17 protein-coding genes and 1 pseudogene are annotated in these 20161 nt (G+C 60.8%); 9 read left to right on the forward strand and 9 right to left on the reverse strand.

All coding sequences use genetic code 11. The annotated features are described in order from the left end of the window. Positions 1–105 precede the first annotated feature (105 nt). The 4 genes from AAF358_00480 to AAF358_00495 all read left to right on the forward strand — a co-directional run bounded on the left by AAF358_00480 (position 106) and on the right by AAF358_00495 (position 5174). Complete coding sequence (locus tag AAF358_00480) at positions 106–945, forward strand: endonuclease/exonuclease/phosphatase family protein (GenBank protein MEM7703993.1); 840 nt, start codon at positions 106–108, stop codon at positions 943–945. After that, positions 945–2924, forward strand: coding sequence for a transglycosylase SLT domain-containing protein (locus AAF358_00485; GenBank protein MEM7703994.1), 1980 nt, complete (start codon positions 945–947; stop codon positions 2922–2924). Before AAF358_00480 ends, AAF358_00485 begins: the two co-directional genes overlap by 1 nt. Before the next feature lie 11 nt (positions 2925–2935). Beyond that, the gene (locus AAF358_00490) at positions 2936–3868 is read left to right on the forward strand and encodes a complex I NDUFA9 subunit family protein (GenBank protein ID MEM7703995.1); all 933 of its coding nucleotides are present in this window, start codon (positions 2936–2938) and stop codon (positions 3866–3868) included. 61 nt (positions 3869–3929) lie between these two features. Beyond that, a complete protein-coding gene (locus tag AAF358_00495; protein MEM7703996.1) occupies positions 3930–5174 on the forward strand; it encodes a multifunctional CCA addition/repair protein in 1245 nt (414 codons plus the stop codon). Here AAF358_00495 and AAF358_00500 read toward each other — a convergent pair. From AAF358_00500 to tsaD, 4 genes are read right to left on the reverse strand one after another with little or no spacing between them, the layout of a single operon-like run. Then, positions 5122–5487 (reverse strand): VanZ family protein, encoded by a 366-nt coding sequence (locus AAF358_00500; GenBank protein ID MEM7703997.1) that lies wholly within the window; start codon positions 5485–5487, stop codon positions 5122–5124. The genes AAF358_00495 and AAF358_00500 overlap by 53 nt on opposite strands. Then, positions 5484–6614 (reverse strand): SAM-dependent methyltransferase, encoded by a 1131-nt coding sequence (locus AAF358_00505; GenBank protein ID MEM7703998.1) that lies wholly within the window; start codon positions 6612–6614, stop codon positions 5484–5486. The genes AAF358_00500 and AAF358_00505 overlap by 4 nt, the downstream gene beginning before the upstream one ends. Positions 6615–6649: 35 nt before the next feature. Next, entirely contained in the window at positions 6650–7006 is a 357-nt protein-coding gene (gene folB / locus AAF358_00510; protein ID MEM7703999.1) for a dihydroneopterin aldolase, read from the reverse strand. Positions 7007–7020: 14 nt separating this feature from the next. Next, the gene (gene tsaD / locus AAF358_00515; GenBank protein ID MEM7704000.1) at positions 7021–8043 is read right to left on the reverse strand and encodes a tRNA (adenosine(37)-N6)-threonylcarbamoyltransferase complex transferase subunit TsaD; all 1023 of its coding nucleotides are present in this window, start codon (positions 8041–8043) and stop codon (positions 7021–7023) included. Between the two features lie 249 nt (positions 8044–8292). On the opposite strand from tsaD, the gene rpsU reads away from it, so the two are divergent. The 5 genes from rpsU (at position 8293) to AAF358_00540 (ending at position 14138) form a co-directional block, all read left to right on the forward strand. After that, entirely contained in the window at positions 8293–8508 is a 216-nt protein-coding gene (gene rpsU, locus AAF358_00520; protein MEM7704001.1) for a 30S ribosomal protein S21, read from the forward strand. A gap of 94 nt (positions 8509–8602) precedes the next feature. Next, the gene (locus AAF358_00525) at positions 8603–9052 is read left to right on the forward strand and encodes a GatB/YqeY domain-containing protein (protein ID MEM7704002.1); all 450 of its coding nucleotides are present in this window, start codon (positions 8603–8605) and stop codon (positions 9050–9052) included. An 89-nt stretch (positions 9053–9141) separates the two neighbouring features. Continuing rightward, complete coding sequence (gene dnaG, locus AAF358_00530) at positions 9142–10920, forward strand: DNA primase (GenBank protein MEM7704003.1); 1779 nt, start codon at positions 9142–9144, stop codon at positions 10918–10920. A 327-nt stretch (positions 10921–11247) separates the two neighbouring features. Next, a complete protein-coding gene (gene rpoD, locus AAF358_00535; GenBank protein MEM7704004.1) occupies positions 11248–13050 on the forward strand; it encodes an RNA polymerase sigma factor RpoD in 1803 nt (600 codons plus the stop codon). Positions 13051–13376: 326 nt separating this feature from the next. Continuing rightward, positions 13377–14138, forward strand: coding sequence for a M90 family metallopeptidase (locus AAF358_00540; protein MEM7704005.1), 762 nt, complete (start codon positions 13377–13379; stop codon positions 14136–14138). 483 nt (positions 14139–14621) lie between these two features. Here AAF358_00540 and AAF358_00545 read toward each other — a convergent pair whose 3' ends face one another. The 5 genes and pseudogenes from AAF358_00545 to AAF358_00565 form a co-directional block, all read right to left on the reverse strand. Continuing rightward, positions 14622–15251, reverse strand: coding sequence for a hypothetical protein (locus AAF358_00545; protein MEM7704006.1), 630 nt, complete (start codon positions 15249–15251; stop codon positions 14622–14624). Between the two features lie 113 nt (positions 15252–15364). Further along, on the reverse strand, positions 15365–15508 hold the full coding sequence (locus AAF358_00550) for a hypothetical protein (protein ID MEM7704007.1): 144 nt from the start codon (positions 15506–15508) through the stop codon (positions 15365–15367). A 62-nt stretch (positions 15509–15570) separates the two neighbouring features. Continuing rightward, positions 15571–15702: pseudogene (locus tag AAF358_00555) on the reverse strand (helix-turn-helix domain-containing protein). A gap of 499 nt (positions 15703–16201) precedes the next feature. Beyond that, positions 16202–18550, reverse strand: a complete 2349-nt coding sequence (locus AAF358_00560) for a S8 family peptidase (GenBank protein MEM7704008.1) — start codon at positions 18548–18550, stop codon at positions 16202–16204. A 211-nt stretch (positions 18551–18761) separates the two neighbouring features. Continuing rightward, on the reverse strand, positions 18762–19757 hold the full coding sequence (locus AAF358_00565; protein ID MEM7704009.1) for an ATP-binding protein: 996 nt from the start codon (positions 19755–19757) through the stop codon (positions 18762–18764). Between the last annotated feature and the right edge of the window lie 404 nt (positions 19758–20161).

The following is a 20161-nucleotide window of genomic DNA, read 5'->3' on the forward strand; positions in this document are numbered from 1 at the left end:
GCGCCGGGTGGTTTATGTACCACCCGGCGCTTTTTTTTGCCGCTTTGGTCGGATCGCGGCGAGTGGTGCACGATTTAGATCGGGAGTTATTGCTAAACTGATCTGATGGAATCGCGTCCCGACCCAAGCGTCGACCTCCGCCTGCTGAGCTACAACATCCAGGCGGGGGCGCAGACGACCCAGTATGCCGACTACGTGACGCGCGGCTGGCAGCAGGTGTTGCCGTTTCCCGGTCGCGGCGCGGTGGTTGCTGCCGTCGGTAATGCGGTCCGCAGCTACGACGTGGTGGGATTGCAGGAAGCCGATCATGGGTCGCTTCGCAGCGCTTTCCTCAATCAGCCGCAATTTGTCGCCGAGCAAGGCGAGTTCCCCTACTTTTCGCAGCAGTCCAACCGCCGGGTCAGCCGGCTGGCCAGCACCGGAAACGCCCTGCTCAGCCGAATTCGACCGCAGGCGGTGGAGGATCACCGCCTGCCAGGTCGGGTACCGGGGCGTGTGTCCGGCCGTGGCGCCCTCGTGGCCCGGTTCGGCGATGCAGCGCTCGGACTGACCATTGTAAATGTTCATCTGGCGCTCAGCCGCCGCGCGCGACGCAGCCAGCTGGATTTTCTGGCCGACCGCCTCACCGGCTGCCGCTATGCGATTGTGATGGGCGATTTTAATGCGCCGCTCGACGCACCCGAAATCCAGGCGTTTCTCGAACGTACCGAGCTGCTAAGCCTTCCTTGCGATCTGTCCACCTTCCCGAGCTGGCGACCTGCAAGGCGCATCGACCACATGTTCTTCAGCCCGGGTGTGCAGCTCAACGCGGCCACCGTCTTGCCGATCGAGCTCTCCGATCACTGCCCCGTTGCGGCTGACGTGAGCGTGCCGGTGAGCGCCATGTTCCATCATCCGGCCGCGGCAGTGGCCATGCCGGCCCCGGCAAAGGTGGCCGCGCTGTAATGACCGAACGGGCTCGCGTCCGCTTCTTTGCTTCGCTCTTGCTGCTTGTCGCGCTGCTCATCGTCAGCGGAGGCGCGTGGGCGGCCGAAGCCACCACGCTGGATCCACGCGAAGCCTACCTCTCCGCTCTCAAGGCGCTGGATAGCAAGCAGCTGGATCGCTTCGACGAGCTGGCCGACCAGCTGCAGGATTACCCGCTGTATCCTTATCTGCAGATCGCTCGCGTCAGCACCGGCCTCAAGAACGCCAAGCCGACGGCGGTGCGGAAACTGCTGGAGGACTACCCCAGCATGCCCCCCAGCTATCGTCTGCGCCGGAGCTGGCTGCGCGAGCTGGCCCGGCGTGAGCGCTGGGAAGCGTTCCTGACCGACTACCGACCGCAGCGCGACATGGAGCTGCGCTGCCAGCACGCGCTGGCCACGCTCCGGGTGCTCGGGAGCGTGGGTTATGAGCCGGATCTTTGGCTGGTGGGTCGATCCCAGCCGGATGCCTGCGATCCGGTGTTCACCCACTGGCGCCAGCGTGGGCTGCTCACCGCTGATCGATACTTTGAGCGCGCCGTGTTGGCGGCCAAAGCCGGGGAGTCTACCTTTGCCGGCTTTCTCGGCCGACGGCTGAGCGGCCCCCGCCAGGGAGAGGTGAAGCGCTGGGCCGCCCTGCAGAGTAATCCGGGTCGTAACCTGGCGGCGGCCAGTCGCTGGTCCGACTCGCCGCCTCACCGGCAGATGGTGCTCAGCACGCTGGATCGGATCAAAAGCCGCAACAACACGCTGGCGCTGTCCGCCTGGCCAACGCTGCGAGAGCACTACTCGTTCAGCGCCGATCAGGTGGCGGAAGTTGATCGCAATCTGGTGTTGTTTTACGCCACGGACTATCCGCTGGACGCGCAGCGCAGGCTCACGGCGCTGACCCTGCAGGATCCACAGATCGTCGAATGGCGGGCGCGGGTAGCGATCAAAGAAGGCGACTGGTCTTCGCTGCTGGCGGCGCTCGATAACCTGCCGGCGGAGCTCCGCGACCGCGACCGCTGGCAGTACTGGCGAGCGCGGGCAATGGCTGAAAGCGGCAGCGGCAGCGAAGCGATGCAGCTCTTCGAGCAGCTGGCTAAAAAGCCTAACTATTTTGGCTTTGCGTCGGCCGATCGGGTCAGCAAGCCTTATGCGTTGTGCCCGGCCCCGCGCGACCCAGACCCCGTGGTGCTGAACGCGCTGACTGCACGACCAGCAATGCAGCGAGCGCTGGAGCTGCACGCCCTGGGGGAGTGGCGCGACGCCCGCTCAGAGTGGAACGTGGCCACACGAAACTTGAATCGAGAGCAGCGACGCCAGGCTGCGGTGCTCGCCGACGGCAGCGGCTGGTTCGGCCGAGCCATCCTGACCCTGGCCGACACCGGGCATACCGACCGCTACGACCTGCGCTTTCCTTTGGCCTGGCATGCGGAGGTCACCCAAAACGCCGCGCGCTTTGGCCTCAACGCCAGCCTGATTTACGGCGTGATGCGCTCGGAAAGTGCCCTGGTGGTGGACGCGGTCAGCGGCGCCGGCGCTCGCGGCCTCATGCAGCTGACGCCCCAGACCGGTCGGGAGATCGCGTCAAGCCTGGGTGAGTCGAATCCCGGACGCCGGGGGCTGCTCCGCGAGGACGTCAACCTGCGGCTGGGTAGCGCGTACCTCGCCAGCCTGTTCGAGCGCTACAACCATCCGCTGAAGGTGCTGGCAGCCTACAACGCGGGGCCTGATGCCGTCGCCCGCTGGGAGTCGCTGGATCTGCCGGAGGAGCCCGATCGCTGGATCGAAAGCCTGCCGTATTACGAGACCCGGGACTACCTGATGCGAGTACTGGCCTTCACAACGCTCTATGACTGGCGTCGTGAGGGTAAAATGGTGCCTTTGGCGCAGCGCATGCCGGCGCTCGACCTTCGACCCGGAGTGACCGACTACGGGATCCGAGGGCGAGTAGTCCCGCGCTGCCCCTCGTAAAAGGTACGAACATGACACATACGGTTTTGTTGGGTGGCAGCGGGTTTGTCGGAGACGCCCTGGCCAACGAGCTCGCCACGCGCGGTGAGCAGGTGACCATCGTTTGCCGTAATCCGGCGACGAGGCGCTCGGCGCGACCCAACATCACGGTGAGTATCGCCGACCCTTATCGCGTCGACAGCCTGGTAGAGGCCGTTTCCGGAGCTGACGTTCTGGTCAACCTCGTGGGTATCCTGAACGAGAAAGGATTTGACGGCAGCGGCTTTCGTAAGGCGCATGTGGACGTGACGCGCAACGCGCTGGAGGCCTGCGAGAAGGCGGGTATCGAGCGTTACGTGCAGATGAGCGCGCTGCGGGCCGGCGAGGGCACCAGCCATTATTTAAAATCCAAGGCTGAGGCCGAAGCGCTTGTTCGCGATAGCGCTCTGGACTGGGCCATCCTGCGCCCCTCCGTGATCTTTGGGCCTGCGGATAGTTTCCTGAACCGCTTCGCGGCACTGATCGGCCTGACGCCGCTGGTGATGCCGCTGGCCTGCGCCGGCAGTCGCTTTCAGCCGGTGTATGTGGGTGACGTGGCCGATGCGTTTGTCAATGTGATCGTGCAGGGTGGAGACGGTCGCACGCTGGACCTGGTCGGCCCCGGGACCTACACGCTCAAACAGCTGGTGGAGTACGTCATCGCGCTGAAGGGACGGCGGCTGAAGGTGGTGGGTCTGCCGGGATTTGTAAGCTACCTGCAGGCGTTGGTCATGAATCTGGTGCCGGGAAAACCCTTCTCGACCGACAACTATCGCTCGCTGCAGCTCGACAGCGTATCGGAGGACAACGCGCTTGAGGCGCTCGGTGTCACGCCCACGCCGCTGGAGGCGATCGCGCCGAGCTACCTGGGTCGCCAGCAGCGGGCCCATCGCTTCGACGACGCCCGCAGTCGCGCCGGGCGGTAATGCAGCCGAACGCCATCCTGGCACCGGCCTTGGCTGCGGGTGGGCGCGGGTAGCACCTGCCATGGAAATCTTTCTGGTCGGTGGCGCGGTGCGGGACGAGCTGTTGGGACGGCCCGTCGTGGACCGCGACTACGTGGTCACCGGGGCCACCCCCGAGGAGATGCTGGCGCAAGGCTACCGACCCGTCGGCAAAGATTTTCCGGTTTTTCTGCACCCGGAAACCGCAGAGGAATACGCGCTGGCTCGCCGTGAGCGAAAGGTTGCCGCCGGTTATGGGGGCTTTGAGTTTCATGCCGGGCCTGAGGTGACGCTCGAAGAGGATCTCTCGCGCCGCGACTTGACCGTCAACGCCATCGCCCGGTCCGCTGACGGGACGCTGATCGATCCATTTGGTGGCGTCGACGACATCGAGGCGCGCCGCCTGCGTCACGTTACTGACGCGTTTGCCGAAGACCCGGTCCGGGTGCTCCGGCTAGCGCGGTTTGCCGCTCGCCTGGCGGCGCTGGAATTCTCCGTGGTGCCCGAGACCACCATGCTTGCCCGCCAGCTGGCGGCCGCCGGTGAGCTCGATGCGCTGACGCCGGAGCGGGTGTGGACCGAAACCGAAAAAGGCCTGATGACGGCCAATCCCGAAGTCTTTGTGGAGGTGCTGCGCGAGTGTCACGCCCTGGCGGTGGTGCTGCCCGAGGTCGACGCGCTGTTTGGCGTGCCGCAGCCCGCGGAACACCATCCGGAGATCGACACCGGGATTCATCTGCTGATGGTGCTGGCGCAGGCAGCGCGCATGGACCTGTCCAGCGCCGCGCGCTTCGCCTGCCTGACGCACGATCTCGGCAAAGCCCTGACGCCGAAGGACGAGCTGCCAAAGCACCTCGGTCACGAAGCTTCCGGGCTGAAGCCGCTGGTGGAACTCTGCGACCGCCTTCGGGTGCCGAAGGCGCATCGCCGCCTGGCCGAGCTCGTGTGTCGGTATCACCTTCAGGTCCATCAGGCGCTGACCCTCAAGCCCGGCACGGTGATGAAGCTGATCGAGGCTGCGGACGGCCTGCGCCGCCCCCACCGATTTGCCGAGATGCTGCGAGCCTGCGAGGCCGACTTTCGGGGGCGGGGAGGCGGAAACGCTGAAGCGCCGTATCCGCAGGCCGCTTACCTCGCGGCGGCGATGGCGGCCGTGGCCGCGGTGCCGAACGCCCCGCTGAGGGCTGAGGGGCTGGAAGGCCTTGAGCTTGCGGCCGCACTGCGCCGAGCGCGGATCAGGGCGATCGCCCAGACCAAATCACGCTGGCAAGGATCCAGCCCAGCGTAAGTCCGGCAACGTTGGCGATGAGGTCGGCGATGCTGGCTTCGCGATGGGGCAGGGTCCCCTGAATCAGCTCCAGGATGCCTCCCATCAGGGCGAAGCCCACGAAGTACCACAGCCGGGTCCGGTTCGTTCGATACAGGCTGCAGAACCATACCATCAGCAGCCCATACGCCAGCAGATGCCCCCATTTGTCTTCCTGAGGAATTTCGAGCCCCGTCTGCGGCGCGGTGATCAGCGAGGCTGACCAGATGCCGCCGACCAGCGCCCAGCCGAACAAAACACCCAGCGGGTGTGGCCGTTTTGATGAACGGCTCACAGCCGATGGAGCTGGTTGACGGGCAGCGACGGCAGTTCGAGATCCCGCTGCGCCAGCAGGACCTGGAAGCGCTCGCCCATTTCTGAGGGCAGCGTTAGCTGTTTGACCTCCTGCACCGTCGCCAGCGATTGCGGTGAGCCGTCCAGGCCGGCCGCCGCCGCGTAGTCTGTCAGCCCGAATGCGAGCAGGAACTGAGCTTGCGACGTAAACCCGACTGGCGTCATGCCGGCCAGGTGCAGCGCCTGCGCCACGGCGCTGAAATCGACGCTGACGCTGAGATCCTGGAGCCCGGGCATCCACAGCAGCTGGTCGTGAGCCCGGTGGCGGTAGTGGGCGATGGCGGTGCCGCTGCTGCGCTGGGGGTGGTAGTACTCGCGCCGCGTGTAGCCATAGTCGATCAAGGCCAGCGCCCCGCGCTGCAGCTGCTCGGTGATCGCCTGGAGCCAGGGTGCCAGCATCGGCACGTCCTCCGTTACGTACCCAGGTTGGCTGGCCTCGGTTGGCAGGTCAGCGTCACTCGCCGGGCCGCGTTCCCAGACGAGCTCGTCCTCAGCAAGGGCTACGACCAGCTCGTGCCACCGGTCTTCCTGGTAAATGAGGCGACGGGGCGGCAGCGCGTCGACCACCTCGTTGCCCAAAATCACGCCGGACCAAGGTTCGTTAGGCGGCGCGTCGAGCCAGCGCACCCGCTCGAGCGCCTGAGGTACCCGTTCCTCGATGGTTTCCCGCTGGCGTGTCCGCAGTGAACCGCTGACCTCCAGGATCCAATAGGCGTCGGGTGGGCAGCCATGGGAATCCAGCGCTGACAGCAGGCTCGCAGCCAGCGCTCCCGTGCCCGCTCCGGTTTCAAGAATGGTGGGCGTTGGCAATTGCGCCAGCAGCGGCGCACACCAGCGAGCCAGGCAGTACGCCAGGCCGTCACCCAGCTCGGGTGCCGTGATGAAATCACCGCCGGCGCCAAACTTGGCCAGTCCGTTGTGGTAGTACCCAAGCGTGGAGTGGTAGAGCGCAAGCTGCCAAAACCGCTCTGAGCTCAGAGGGCCGCTGGCCGCAATTTCTGCGGCGATCTCCCGGGTCAGTGCCCGGCTCAAGTCGAGCGCTTCCGGCTCTGGGGCTGGCAGCGACAATTTGTCGCCGGGAGATCGACCGGGCATGGCGGGGCTCAGGCTTGCCGTTCCCGCCGAATCGCCACGCCAACAACGGGCGTGCCGGCCAGCGCTCCGGGCTTGCGCAGCGTGAGCGATATCACGGCAATCGGGTAGTTTTCGAGCAGTGTCTGAGCGCAGCTTTCGGCGAGTGACTCGATAAGCTGCCGGCGGCTTTGCCGGATATGATCGCGCAGATGATCGCAGACCGAGACGTAGTCCAGCGCGTCAGCGAGCTCATCCGTGGCGGCGGCCGACGTCATGTCCACTTCCAGCGCCAGATCCAGTCGAAGCTGCTGGCGGATGCGCTTTTCGTGCGGATGGACGCCGACCAGCGCGTCGACGGTCAGGTTTTCGATCAGCAGGGTGTCCATCGCCAAGGAAAGCTTTAGGCCGCCATCGGCGAAAGGCCGGTCAGGTCCCATCGCGCGTGGACGTCCACCGCCAGGTTATCTCGCTCAGCCTCAGCGAGCCGCAGGGCACCGACGAGGGCGATCATCGCAGCGTTGTCGGTGCAGAACGCAAATCCAGGGTAGTAGGAGCGCGCGCCGCGCTGCTGAGTCATTTTGTCGAGCACGCTTCGAAGACGCCGGTTGGCGCCAACCCCGCCGGCCACCACCAGCCGATCGAAGCCGGTCTGGTCCAGCGCACGGCCGCACTTAATGCGCAGCGTGTCGGCCACCGCCTCCTGAAACGCGTGCGCCAGATCAGCTTTGAACTGCTCGCTCTGATCGGACTGCTCCCAGGTGGTGAGGACCTGCGTTTTGAGGCCCGAGAAGCTGAAATCCAGCCCCGGCCGGTTGGTCATGGGGCGCGACAGCCGGAGGGCGTCAGGGGAACCCGTTTCGGCCAGCGCCGCGAGCGCCGGCCCGCCGGGGTAGCCAAGCCCCAGGAGCTTGGCGGTCTTGTCGAACGCCTCGCCCGCCGCATCGTCGAGGCTCTGACCAAGCAGTTCGTAGCGTCCCAGGCCGCGAACGGCGACGAGCTGGGTATGGCCACCGGACACCAGCAGCGCGACAAACGGCGGCTCCGGGGCGTCAGGCTCGAGCAGCGGCGCCAGTAGGTGTCCTTCCATATGATGGATCGGCAGGGCGGGTACGCCGGCGGCGTATGCCATCGCGCGGCCGGTGCTGGCACCGACCAGCAGCGCACCCACCAGCCCGGGCCCGGCCGTATAGGCTACGGCACCCAGCTCAGCCGGCTGCAGTCCAGCTTCTTGGAGCACCTGTCGAATCAGCCCCGGGAGCTTGCGTACGTGGTCGCGGGCCGCCAGTTCTGGAACCACTCCGCCATAGTTGGCGTGCTCGTCGACCTGACTGTATAACGCGTGCGCCAGCAGGCCGCGCTGCGTGTCGTACACCGCAGCGGCGGATTCGTCACAGGAGGTTTCGATACCTAGAACGGCGGCCATCGGGTTGCGTTGCTCCAAAATCAGGGCGCAGTGTCGCAAAGGATATTCGGGAGCGCCAGCAGCCGAGTGGAGTGCCTGCCGATTGCCATGGCTCGGCCACGATTCGGTCGTCAGGTCAGTTCGATCCCAAGGAGTTGAGAACACAGCTTTGCGTGAGTCAAAAAATTCACGTTATAATGGGCGTCTTTGTCCGCGATTGTGGCTCCACGCCGGCGATCCGGGCTTTTTGCATAGCCAGTTGGAGTTGTAATGCCAAGCGTAAGAATTCGCGAAAACGAGCCGTTTGAGTACGCCCTGCGTCGCTTTAAGCGCTCATGTGAGAAAGCCGGGATCCTCTCCGAGACCCGCCGTCGGGAGTATTATGAGAAGCCGACGCAGGAGCGCAAGCGCAAAAAGGCGGCTGCGGTGAAGCGTCATCTGCGACGCATGTCCCGCGAAGTGACCCGCCGCAGCCGGCTGTACTGATAGCCAGCGCTATCCGTCGCGCCGGCGCCAAGGCCGGTGCGTTTGCAGAGTTTGTAATCGGGCCAGTGCAGCGGCCCGGCCCGCCCGACAGACCATGACAGCTTCCCTCAAAGCCCGTCTCACCGACGACATGAAAACCGCCCTCAAAGCGGGCGACAAGCAGCGCCTGGGCACGGTCCGCATGGCGCTGGCTGAGATCAAGCGACGCGAGGTGGATGATCGCCAAGACCTCGACGACGCCCAGATCACGGGGCTGATCGAGAAAATGGTCAAGCAGCGTAAAGATGCGCTGAGCCAGTTCACGGATGCGGGCCGCCAGGACTTGGCTGACCAGGAAAAGGCGGAGATTGAGGTGCTGGCAGCCTACCTCCCGGAGCAAATGAGCGACGACGAGCTCAGTGCGCTCATCGACACGGTGATCTCAGACACCGGCGCCAGCTCCATGAAAGATATGGGCAAGGTGATGGGGCAGGTCAAAGGCAAGGTGGCTGGCCGAGCGGATATGCAGCAGGTCAGCTCGCTCGTCAAAGCTCGCCTCGGCTGAGGCCGGGGCAAGCAGCCATGCGGCGCTGGACGGCGACCTGCGTCACCAGCGCTCACCGATTGCCCGGGCAGGGAAGGTAAACTGGCTTTATGTCCGGCCTGATTCCCCAGTCGTTCATCGACGAGCTGATCGCTCGATCAGACATTGTCGAGGTGATCTCTAACCGCGTTCCCCTCAAGAAGGCTGGCCGTGAATATCAGGCGTGCTGTCCGTTCCACGATGAAAAAACCCCGTCGTTTACGGTGAGCCCAAACAAGCAGTTTTATCACTGCTTTGGCTGTGGCGCTCACGGCAACGTCATCGGTTTTGTGATTGAGTACGACCGGATTGGCTTTGTCGACGCGGTCGAGGAGCTGGCGCAAAAGGCCGGCATGACCGTGCCGCGCGACGCCTCTCGCCGCGATGATGGGCTGCAGGAGGTTTACGCCGTCCTCGCGGAGGCCCAGCAAACCTATCAGACGGCGCTGAAGAGCAGTCCTCAAGCGGTCGAGTACCTTAAACAGCGAGGGATCTCCGGCACCATCGCTCGCGACTACCACATCGGATTTGCGCCCGAGGCCTGGGATACGGTGTCCCGCTGGGCTGGCGGCAACCGGGAGCGCGAAGCGATTTTGGATAAAGCAGGCCTGATCAGCGCGCGGAGCAGCGGTGGGGTTTACGACAAGTTTCGCGGCCGCATCATGTTTCCGATTCATGACACCCGCGGCCGGCCGATCGCTTTTGGTGGACGGATCATGGGCAACGCTGATGGCCCGAAGTACTTGAACTCTCCGGAAACGCCGTTGTTCCACAAGGGTCGGCAGCTCTACGGGCTCTACCAGGCACGGCAGGCGCAGAAAAAGCTGACCCGGCTGCTGGTGGTGGAAGGCTACATGGACGTGGTGGCTCTCGCCCAGTTCGGGTTGACCGAATCGGTGGCGACACTCGGAACAGCCACCACCGCTGACCACGCGGAGATCCTATTCCGCGCCGCGCCGGAGATCTACTTCTGTTTCGACGGCGATCGGGCCGGGCGCCAGGCTGCGCATCGCGCCATGGAATCGGTTCTGCCGAGGCTCAAGGACGGGCGGCAGGCGAAGTTTCTTTTCCTGCCGGATGGTGAGGACCCCGACACGCTGATTCGCGAGCGGGGCCTTGAGGAGTTTGAAGCGCTCCTGGCGGCCGCGCGGCCGCTATCGGAAGTGTTTTTCTCTCGCTATCAGGCGCAGGTGGACCTGAACAGTCTTGACGGCCGGGCAAGGCTGGTAGAAATAACCAAACCGCTGCTGGCACAGATCCCCGACGGCGCGTTTCGCGACATGATGTTTGAGCGACTGGGTGAATTGGCCCGAAGCAGCACGGTGGCGCCGCCGGCGCCAAACCTGCCCCCTGCCCATGCCGGCGAGCCGCAGGACAGTCGCCCCGCCGCACCCGTTCAGCCGTCGCTGGTGCGCCAGGCGGTCACCCTCCTGGTGCATCATCCGGGTGTGGGCGCGGTGCCGGCGCCGGTGGAACAGCTGATCGACTATCCGCGCGAGGGTGTGCCGCTGCTGGTCGAGCTCTATCAATGGTGCCGATCCAACCCCGGGGCGGTAACCGCCCAGCTGCTGCTCAACTGGGAGGGCCGGCCCGACCACCGGGCGCTGAGTAAACTGGCCAACCTGCCCGATCCGCTGGCGGTGAATCACAACCGGGAGGCAGAGTTTGCGGGCGCCATCGAGCGGCTGCTGGACGAATACCATCGCGACCAGCGGGTGGGGCAGCTGGCGGAGCTGACGGCCAAGGTCGAAGCGGGCGGCTACGCGAGCCTGAGCGCCGACGAGAAGGCCCACTACCGGAATCTGATGACCGGTGGTGCTCAAAGCGGTTCAAATGTGCCGAAATCGTAAGAAATTGTGCTCAGAAGCTTGAAATTTCGCCCATATCCCCTAGATTTAGGGCCATAGCGTGGCAGGGTCTGTATCCTGCCCACAAATAAGCAGTCGCTGACCCGAACAAAAAGCGCTCAATCCGACCGATGTCGGAGTAAACCTGAGACGAATTGAGACGCCATAGCGTCATTCCCGCTAAAGCGACCCCAATAACCAACGCTGTTCGCCCGCGCCCCTTTCGGCTGCGTGCGTTTTGTCGTTGGCACGGAAAAATGCGCGGTTTTGGTGCCGGATTACGTTTATATAAGTAATGGCCCGATTCCGTAGCAGTGACGGCAGGAGAATATGCAGGAAAATCAGCAATCCAAACTGAAAGTCTTGATCACCCGCGGCAAGGAGCAGGGATACCTGACCTACGCAGAGGTGAACGACCATCTGCCGGACGAAATTGTCGATCCGGAACAGATTGAAGACATCATCAACATGATCAACGACATGGGCATCCAGGTGCACGAAGTGGCGCCGGATACCGATTCGATGATCCTGAATGACTCTGACTCCTCCGACGACGAAGCCGCTGACGAAGCTGCGGCGGCGCTTGCCGCGGTTGATGCCGAGATCGGCAGGACGACCGACCCGGTTCGCATGTACATGCGTGAGATGGGCACGGTCGAGCTGCTGACCCGCGAGGGTGAGATCGCGATCGCCAAGCGGATCGAGGAAGGCCTGCAGCAGGTGCTGGGCTCGCTGGGTCGTTACCCCGCCACGTCCGAAATGCTGCTGACCGAATATGCCGCTTACGTCGGTGGCGAGCGGCGTCTCAACGAGATCATGGTTGGCTTTGTCAGCCCTGAAGATCTGGAGCCGGTCGACATCCCGACCCCGGTGGTCAAAAAAGCCGGCGAGGACGATGACGACACGCCGGTGGACACCGGTCCGGATCCGGAAGAGGTTGCGGCCAAGTTCAACCAGCAGACGAAGCTATTTCAGAAGTTTCTGCGCTCCGCTTCGCGAAATGGCCTGGGCCATGCCCGTTCGCTGGCTGCACGCAAAGAGCTTGAAGAATGTTTTCTGACCATCAAGCTGGCCCCGCGTATCGTCGACTTTTTCACGATCCGCATGCGCCGCGACGTGGCGATGCTGCGAACCCTCGAGCGCGCGATCATGGAGCTGTGCGTGGTCGAAGCAAAGATGCCGCGCAAAGACTTCATCAAGAGCTTTGTCGGCCACGAGACCGATCAGAAGTGGGTTGATCAGCACATCCGCGCCAAGCAGAAGTATTCAGCGCCGATCAAAGCCCGTGCCGATCAGATCCGCGAGCTTCAGCAGAAGCTGGCGGCTCTGGAAGATTCGCTGAAGGTTGAGATCACCGACCTCAAAGACCTCAATCGCGAGATGTCGATTGGTGAGGCCAAGGCCCGCCGCGCGAAAAAGGAGATGGTCGAGGCGAACCTGCGTCTGGTGATTTCTATCGCGAAGAAGTACACCAACCGAGGCCTGCAGTTCCTGGATCTGATCCAGGAGGGCAACATCGGCCTGATGAAGGCAGTGGACAAGTTTGAGTACCGGCGCGGTTACAAGTTCTCCACCTACGCCACCTGGTGGATCCGGCAGGCTATCACCCGTTCGATCGCTGACCAGGCGCGCACCATCCGAATTCCGGTGCACATGATCGAGACCATCAACAAGCTGAACCGCATCTCGCGGCAGATGCTCCAGGAGATGGGTCGGGAAGCAACGCCCGAAGAGCTCGCCGAGCGGATGGAAATGCCGGAAGACAAGATCCGCAAGGTGCTGAAGATCGCCAAGGAGCCGATTTCCATGGAGACGCCGATTGGCGACGACGAAGATTCGCATCTGGGCGATTTTATCGAGGACGCCAACATCGCCTCTCCGGTGGAGTCTGCGACCGGGTCCGGTCTCTCCGGTACCGTACGCGACGTGCTGTCGGGCCTGACCCCACGCGAGGCGAAAGTCCTGCGCATGCGTTTTGGTATCGACATGAACACCGACCACACGCTGGAAGAAGTGGGCAAACAGTTTGACGTGACCCGAGAGCGGATCCGCCAGATTGAAGCCAAGGCGCTGCGCAAGCTGCGTCATCCTTCCCGGTCTGAGCAGCTGCGGAGCTTCCTCGACCTGGAGTAAGGTGCTGTCACGGTCCCGCTTGGTGGTTTTGCCAAGCGCGCCGGTGCCAGGTTTCAAGGCCTGCTCCCGTAGGGGCGGGCCTATTTTTGTGGCTCCGTTGCCGTTTTGGCGAGCCAGCACGCCGGCAACAGGGACGCCGTAAATACGTCCCTGTAGGCTCAGCCTCGGCATCCATGCCTCGGATGCCCTGTTGTCGGCGCCCCGACTCCCCAAACCTGTATCCCGTTTGGCCTGAGTAAATCGGTCAACGCTGATCATCCGCGCTTCCATTTACTCTCGGCAAATATGCCCCATATCGACCTTAGGAAAAGCATTGGGTCCCGCAGATGTTTCGATGGTGGAAAAACCGGCGCAGGCAGAAAATTCTTCGCGAGCATCCGATCGCTGAGGGCGAGTGGGCGGATACCGTTGCGGCTTTGCCGTTGCTTCAGCAGCTTGAACCGGCCCAGCTCGCTGAGCTTCGCGCCATGGCCACCTGGTTCATGCACGAGAAGGATTTTTATGGGGGCGGTGATATGGACGTGGTCCGCCCGGTGGAGCTTCTCATCGCAGCGCAGTCCTGCCTGCCGGTGCTCAATATTGGCTACGAATGGCTAGAGGGCTGGTACTCCGTCTTTGTTTTTCCCGGCGCCTTTCGCAGCCGGCAAAGCTGGCGCAACCATATGGGGCTCGTAGATGACGACAAACGCGTGCTGGCGGGCGTCGCCTACCAAAAAGGTGGCATGGTGCTGAGCTGGAACAACGTCACGCATGATGTGGCCGACCCTGATGATGGCAATAACGTGATCATCCACGAGATTGCGCACAAGATTGATATGCGCAATGGCCCCGCTGACGGCTACCCAGCGCTGCACAAAGGAATGTCACGAGGGAAATGGGCCGACGTGATGCAGAAAGCCTTCGAGGATCTCAACAAACAGGCGCGGCGTGGACGCCCGCGAATCGATCCTTATGGCGCTACGGAACCCGCTGAGTTTTTTGCCGTGACCTCCGAGTATTACTTCGAGAACCCCGACCGTCTTAAGGATGCCTACCCGGACGTCTATAGTCAGCTGCACCAGTTCTACCGCGGCACTGCGGCTGCCTAAAGACCCGTGGACTGATGCCCTGTGCCGCAGGCAATCGGGTACAATAAGCGCTGGTCGGGCCCTTAGCTCAGTTGGTTAGAGCAGGGGACTCATCTTCATGGTGCGCCTGTCTGGTAACAGGCAGGATGAACGGGATGAATTCAGGGAAACCTTCACGGCAGCAGGCCGCTGGCAACCCTGAGCCAAGCCGCGGGTACACCCGCGGAAGGTGCAGAGACTACCTGAGGGCTGGCGCCCGCCGCCGAGCGCCCTTAATCACAGGCTAGAGCGTCCCGCACCCTGGCAACCGAGCTCAGGGTGGTGAGATAGTCCAACGCCCGGTGGAAACACCGGGGCACGTGAATCCCTTGGTCGTAGGTTCAAGTCCTACAGGGCCCACCAATTTTCAAATGTAAGGTCCTAAGACCTCTTGCCGAGATCCACAAAGGGTTCACCCACGGACCTTCTCATAGCCATGTTACTGGAGAGTTGGGCCTTGCGATCTCATCCGACTCTGACTTGTTTGATGACCAGTCCGCCAGCCAAAAAAGTAACAATCAGAATCAATGTGCCAAGAGTCGACAGGGTCGGCACGCTAATGGGCGCCGCCCCTAGAACGGACCAGACGCCACCGCTCCCTACTGTGGTACCGGCAAGGGCGTAATCTGGGTCTGCCATATCGGGCAGAGCAATCTCACAAGAGGGCGGCTGGCATGGCGCATTCCGAAATGCTTCGATAATCCATCCGCTTCCATCATTGCGGCTAGCGGTGAGTAAACCGTCTACGGTCCCGGTAGCAGTTGTCGGAACCGGCAGCGACCAAAGCAGTATTCGCCATTCCGTTATATTGCCACTAACGTCAGTGCTTATCTCAAACCGCCGGATGGAAGTGTTGGCCGGCGTGTAATCTCGAACTGTGTCGGAAAACCGAAAGTCAACGAGTAACGCATCGACATCCTGGAGCATCAAGCCCGATGCCAACGGGTTCGCCGTTGTAAATTCACCAGTCACACGAGTCCCTGCAGAGAATATTCCTGGATTGGCGTTACTAAATGGCTGGCCGACATACTCGTAGGTTGCTCCAATAGACAGCGGAGACAAAAGAAGGGCAGAAATCAGTAAAAGGACTCTCAAAGTGAAAACCTCCTCTCGGATTCGTGGTTGACTCTCACGACGGCGATCCCAAAACACGGTCTCGTATTCTGGCTGCAAGGGTAGCTTAGGCGCTCGCCAAACTGCCGTATCCATCAGAACTCTGACTTCAGCTTGTCTGCGAGTTCCGCAGCCTGCATTTTGTTGGTAGTCCCAAGGCTTTGGTGTTTGCGTCGATGATCCGGTGCCGTGAACCGGACCCACCAGGTGCCGCGTTTCCCTCGTTGGTAGATTTGCATGAATGCATTCTCCTTCTTGATCGGCGCGGCGACCGCTCGGGGCCAGTATAGCCCCGCACGAAATCCAGCACGTCGTCGCGCAGAAATACCCATGACCGCCCAACGCGGCGACCCGGCAATCGGCCAGCCCGCGCGTGACGCTTGACGGTCTCGCTACAGCAATGAAGGAGCCGTGCTGCCTCGGCAACTCCCACGGTAGGGAGCGAATTTGAAGTGGGTGTCAGGTCTTCTATGGTGCTAAATCAAGTTGGTTAGTGTTTCTGACCGATCCGTCTTCGAGAAAAACGAACCCCTGCCGAGGCAGTGATGGTCTGTGGGACACCAATCCCAGTCACCTGACGGGCCTGAGTATCAGGCCAGGCGGATGCTGCCCGTAGGACATATTGTCCGCCCTTATGGCCAGCTTAAGATGCAAGCTGGCGAGGTTGAGTAATGGCAAAAGCGTATTGACCTCCTTAAGAAGTTGACCGAAATCGAGTTGAAAGAACCGCAATGCGGCGAATTGGAACCCGGCCGAAGCCGCGTTAGGACCGAAGTCCGAAAGTGCCTCAGTTCCGCTAAGGCGCCGGTTGTGATTTGTACGGTAGCAGCAGATCACTCGCCCGTCCCGCGAAAAGTCCGGGTAGAAGTAGCCGGGGTAAACGCTTGACAAGCCGCGTCACTACCCGTAAGGCTAGTGACGCGACCAAGACCCTATTGCGCTTCCACGGCTACGGGTTGTGAGATCCTTACTCTGATTTGGTCGTAGATTGGTATTGAAGTTTCTTCGGGCACCTCAAGAGTCACGACCAGGGCATAGGGAATTTCCGTGTCCAGCCTCGAAGCCCCAGCGGCGCAATTCACAGATATCGGGAGTGTTGGGTTATCCGGCAGATCCACGACGATATCCCTTGTCATGATCTCATGTTGGACGGTGCCACGCCTTACTGTCCGGTGGTCTGCTTCAGTTCGCTGGACCCTCAATGGATTTTTTGCGGAAGCGGGAATATCAGCCCACAAATTCGCTTTCCGATAATTCTGTACTTTGCCGTTACACGGAGTTAGCCAAGCCAATGTGACGATGACCCGTCGCTCAACAAAGATTCCCCCTAACGCCCGAGGTATTGGAATTTGGAACTGATGGCCTTCCTCTGATGCTATCCAGCCTGTCCTAATCATCGTGGCTCTCTGCTCTGCGGAGCCAAGAGTTCTCGCGACATCAGCACATCCGTAGCCAAGAAAGCAGGTTATTGGATCGCGAATCGTGCGAACCGTAACCTCATTCTTTATCAGGAGTTCTCTGATTTTGCTCTCATCCGGTCCCCAGCTGGCCCCGTGAATTAGTAAAGCCTTCATCAGACAAACCTCTTCGGCTCTGCTTAGTCCTCTTGTTTCCCTATTTGGACCGATCACGGCCTCGTAGATCTGCGCTGCGGCTCTCGTCGCTAAGGCCGCCGAGTTGCTCGAACCTCGGGTGTGACCAGCGCCAGCGCCACCTGCCCTCGCTGGCAAGGCAACATAATGCCCCGGTGGTGCCAGATTGTTCTGCGGTAACAGAGTTGTGGTCTCACCATTTCCATCAAGACGCAGGGCGTAAAAGATTCGCCCAGCTGGGAACAAGACCTCTGGTTTCGTGGATCGGTTCATACCCGCCGAGATGGTCAAAGTTGCGCATGGCAACACCGCGTTTCCGATTGGGTCGTAAACGTCAGCAACTTGCAGTGGGGCTGAAAGATCTGAGTGCACCGGTCCGACAGTGACCGCATTTACACTCTCGGCTGGGCTCATAATTCGTCTATTCTGTCTATCTTCATAAAGTGCCTGTAGCACCAGTTCTTCGCGTTCTTCGTTCGTGATTTCGCGAAAACGTTGTCGAGTTAGCGGAAGAACTATCGGCCCTGCATGGTTGCCAGCGCTAACCACGAACAAAACTTTGTGTTTCCAAGATAGCCAGTCAAGCAGCCGAGCGCAGGGGCTCATCTCGCGGTAGAAAAGACGATTCGGGTCTCCGATTGACAAGTTGATTATGCGAACTTCTGGAGACCCGCCGGGCGAGCCGTCAGGTTGCTCGAATATCCTAGTAACCGCCCGGTGTATCAGATCCACAAGCAGTTCGTCCTCCGGGACGACTTCGGGTGGAGGCGTCACAAAAGAGTGAGTGGACGGTTTGAGAATTGGCCTAACGTATATTCTTCGAGTAGAGGGCTCGCCCGCGGCTGATTTGTCTCCGTGCACGATAAGCGACGCCATAGCAGACCCATGGCGTCGGGAGGCCGCAGGATAGGAATCGGCCCAGTCGTCTGCATCGTCTAATGAAATAAACCCATCCAGCCAAGGGTGGCCAGCTGGCAGCCCGTCCAATAGTGCAACGATTGGCTCCGCTTCCGGATCTGATGGCTGGCCGGTGGGCTCTTCGATATTGACATGCGACGCGGAGATATTCGCAGCAGACTGCCCAACGCTCCGGAAGTAGAGGATCTCGTCTGCCAGCGCCAAATCCACCTGGTCAGCGTTTTCCAGTAACTGTCGTATCTGAGATTCCGGCATATGGACGAGAGCTGCTTGGTATTCGATGCTCTGAATGTCGGCCGTTTTTGCGCAGGTGCCACCCATTTCTTCAACGAGTTGCTGAACACTGGCAAGTTTCCTGTTCCTGATCCTCGGATCGCGAGAGAAAACGAGTTCCAATTCTACTGGGATTATTTGCTGCCCAACCGCGAGTCTGCTCCTCCAGTCTTGGATGACCTCGGGATTCAACCGGTCGTTCGCGTTCCAAAATCTAATTTTGCGCGTCCTTTCAAAAACATCTTTAAACGCTCCCAATCCCCAGGGCAGTTTCCTCTCTTGCTGCCAGGTTTCCCAAAGCGACAACAGCTGGACGATTGCGGATTGGTCGGCCATCGAAAGGTAAAGTCGTCCCCCGAGGAGGCGCGTTGGGTCATCGGTGCGAAAAAAATCGTCGTCTGGCTCGATGTCCTCCGCTATACCCTCAGATAGCCATCGAAGCTGGGATCGCCTAAGTGCGTTGAAAAAGTTATCAACCGCGCCAACGGTCTCAATCACTAGTACTTTCTCAGGTGTCAGACCATTTGCCCGAGTCACCCAAAAAGCTTGTCTGTTATCGAGTGTGTCTCTTAGCCTACGAAAAACTGGGCCGATTCTTTCTTGTTGCCGGGAGCGGTTAGGAGTATTCGTTTTGTCGCCGCCTCCGGTTCTTTTTCTGCGTGCCCCTTCGTCAGGAGGCTGGAGCCATAAGTGCGGAAGCTGGTTACGGTCAGCCATTCAGTTGAGTTTGATCTGGCGCTTTAGGCCGGGCCTGCCACTGGCCCAACTTTCTCTTCACGATTTCAGGTATGTCCGCGTCGGGTGACTCGAGCAGGCATCTCCGCCGTACATCACGAGTAAAGTCTTCAAGCTCTGCAAAGCTAAGCCCATTCAGCTTGTCTGCCAAAGTGCGAGGAGACAGGCCAAGAGGCGAATTCAGTTGGTTTTCGAACTTGGAAAACCACGATATCCGCTGTTTTCTAGAAGGCATCGGCAGACATAAACGCAACTCAAAGCGGCGCCAAACAGCCCGGTCTAAGAGTTCATCGTGGTTGCTTGCAACAACCACAACGACGTGACTCGGGAGGGCGTCTAGTTGTAGCAGTAGCGAGCTGACGACACGCTTGATCTCTCCCGAATCGTTAGCATCGCCGCGCTCTTTCCCAATTGCATCAAACTCGTCAAAGAACAACACGCACTTTCTCGTCGAGGCAAACTCGATTACCGCGCGAAGCCTGTCGTTGGTCTCACCGAGATATTTCCCGATCAATCCCTCATATCGAACAACGATCATGGGTACCATAAGTTCAAAAGCGATTGCTTCGGCCAGAGAGGTTTTTCCGGTGCCAGGGGGCCCGATGCACATTACTCTGTGGCGCGGCTCTTCGCCGTGGGCACGAAGAAGATCTGAGCGATGCTGCTCCTCGATTAGCTCGCTAACATTGGCCGAGAGCGTCCTGGGTAGCACCAAATCCGTAAGTTTTCGCTCGGGGTCGATCTGATGAACGAGCCTATTGATTCGGTTGTCCCAGCCCGCCTGAACGGCTCCCACCTTGTGCCCGTGGTCATGGTGGTCATTCAAGATAGAGGCGAGTCTGTCGGCAAGAACGTTATGCCTTTTGGATCTTTCATCCGCGATCAGACTCTCCACTGTCCGCTTGAAGGCCGCCCTGTCTCCAGTGCGCTCGGCTTTTACAAGGTTGGTGAGGAGATCTGCTCTGGCCATCGTCGGCTATCTTTTCACAATTGAGTTTGGGGCGCACATATCGTTTGACTTAGTTACCCATTGGGTAAATAATAACTGTGTTCACAAGACATAGCTCAAATGCCGGCAGTCAATCCAAATCCAAAGGAAATTCGGGAAGCAAGAGTACAGTTGCTCTTGTCCAGGCGAGAGGCTGCAGATCTGATACACATGACTGAGAGGGCTTGGATCAAGTACGAATCCGGCGAACGACGAATGCACCCCCAGCATTGGACAGGCTGGAAAGTTGCGGCTGGACTGGAGTCTCGGATCCCTAGACGAATTCATAAGTACCTCGCTGATGACGGCGAAAGTTGCGTAGTTGTGATCTCGGGTTCGAAGCCACGGGTCGTATTTGGGCGCCCGGGAAAGCGATCGGATTTGCC

Source organism: Pseudomonadota bacterium, assembly GCA_039033415.1.
Taxonomy (GTDB): Bacteria; Pseudomonadota; Gammaproteobacteria; order Xanthomonadales; family SZUA-38; genus JANQOZ01.

Excerpts from the sequence above, each read along its gene's own strand:
- AAF358_00480 (MEM7703993.1), top strand. The coding sequence starts at position 106 with ATGGAATCGCGTCCCGACCCAAGCGTCGACCTCCGCCTGCTGAGCTAC.
- AAF358_00485 (MEM7703994.1), top strand. The coding sequence starts at position 945 with ATGACCGAACGGGCTCGCGTCCGCTTCTTTGCTTCGCTCTTGCTGCTT.
- AAF358_00490 (MEM7703995.1), top strand. The coding sequence starts at position 2,936 with ATGACACATACGGTTTTGTTGGGTGGCAGCGGGTTTGTCGGAGACGCC.
- AAF358_00495 (MEM7703996.1), top strand. The coding sequence starts at position 3,930 with ATGGAAATCTTTCTGGTCGGTGGCGCGGTGCGGGACGAGCTGTTGGGA.
- folB (MEM7703999.1), bottom strand. The coding sequence starts at position 7,006 with ATGGACACCCTGCTGATCGAAAACCTGACCGTCGACGCGCTGGTCGGC.
- tsaD (MEM7704000.1), bottom strand. The coding sequence starts at position 8,043 with ATGGCCGCCGTTCTAGGTATCGAAACCTCCTGTGACGAATCCGCCGCT.
- rpsU (MEM7704001.1), top strand. The coding sequence starts at position 8,293 with ATGCCAAGCGTAAGAATTCGCGAAAACGAGCCGTTTGAGTACGCCCTG.
- AAF358_00525 (MEM7704002.1), top strand. The coding sequence starts at position 8,603 with ATGACAGCTTCCCTCAAAGCCCGTCTCACCGACGACATGAAAACCGCC.
- dnaG (MEM7704003.1), top strand. The coding sequence starts at position 9,142 with ATGTCCGGCCTGATTCCCCAGTCGTTCATCGACGAGCTGATCGCTCGA.
- rpoD (MEM7704004.1), top strand. The coding sequence starts at position 11,248 with ATGCAGGAAAATCAGCAATCCAAACTGAAAGTCTTGATCACCCGCGGC.
- AAF358_00540 (MEM7704005.1), top strand. The coding sequence starts at position 13,377 with ATGTTTCGATGGTGGAAAAACCGGCGCAGGCAGAAAATTCTTCGCGAG.
- AAF358_00550 (MEM7704007.1), bottom strand. The coding sequence starts at position 15,508 with ATGCAAATCTACCAACGAGGGAAACGCGGCACCTGGTGGGTCCGGTTC.
- AAF358_00565 (MEM7704009.1), bottom strand. The coding sequence starts at position 19,757 with ATGGCCAGAGCAGATCTCCTCACCAACCTTGTAAAAGCCGAGCGCACT.